At 50.1% G+C, this 565-nt stretch carries 5 tRNA genes; all 5 read right to left on the bottom strand.

Going from position 1 to position 565, the window contains the following annotated elements:
• Positions 1–77 precede the first annotated feature (77 nt).
• A tRNA-Asp gene (locus FC80_RS03135) sits at positions 78–151 on the bottom strand.
• A gap of 9 nt (positions 152–160) precedes the next feature.
• Positions 161–233: transfer RNA gene (locus FC80_RS03130), tRNA-Val, on the bottom strand.
• Positions 234–237: 4 nt separating this feature from the next.
• Positions 238–309 (bottom strand) — tRNA-Glu (locus tag FC80_RS03125).
• 9 nt (positions 310–318) lie between these two features.
• Positions 319–410, bottom strand: a tRNA-Ser gene (locus FC80_RS03120).
• Positions 411–426: 16 nt separating this feature from the next.
• Positions 427–499: transfer RNA gene (locus tag FC80_RS03115), tRNA-Asn, on the bottom strand.
• Between the last annotated feature and the right edge of the window lie 66 nt (positions 500–565).

Below are 565 nucleotides of genomic sequence, written 5' to 3'. Positions count from 1 at the left end.
ACTGCCGACACATGGAGCTTCAATCCATTGCTCTACCAACTGAGCTACCGAGCCATTTGAAAATATAAATTATAAAACGGTCCTAGACGGATTTGAACCGACGATCTCCTGCGTGACAGGCAGGCGTGATAGACCCCTACACTATAGGACCGTAATATTATGGAGGATACAGGGCTCGAACCTGTGACCCTCTGCTTGTAAGGCAGACGCTCTCCCAACTGAGCTAATCCTCCAATATGACCCGTACGGGATTTGAACCCATGTTACCGCCGTGAAAGGGCGGTGTCTTAACCACTTGACCAACGGGTCATTCTGCTACGGAGAGTAAGGGATTCGAACCCTTGAAACAGGTCATTACCCGTTTACATGATTTCCAATCATGCTCCTTCGGCCAACTCGGACAACTCTCCAGCAATTAAAAACAAACTCCGGCAGGCGGGCTCGAACCGTCGACAACCTGATTAACAGTCAGGTGCTCTACCAACTGAGCTATGCCGGAATATATATAAGCACGGCAACGTCCTATCCTCGCAGGGGGCGATCCCCCAACTACTATCGGCGCTAA

This window comes from Liquorilactobacillus cacaonum DSM 21116, assembly GCF_001436735.1.
Taxonomy (GTDB): domain Bacteria; phylum Bacillota; class Bacilli; order Lactobacillales; family Lactobacillaceae; genus Liquorilactobacillus; species Liquorilactobacillus cacaonum.
This window is presented reverse-complemented; position numbering and strand designations above follow the sequence as displayed.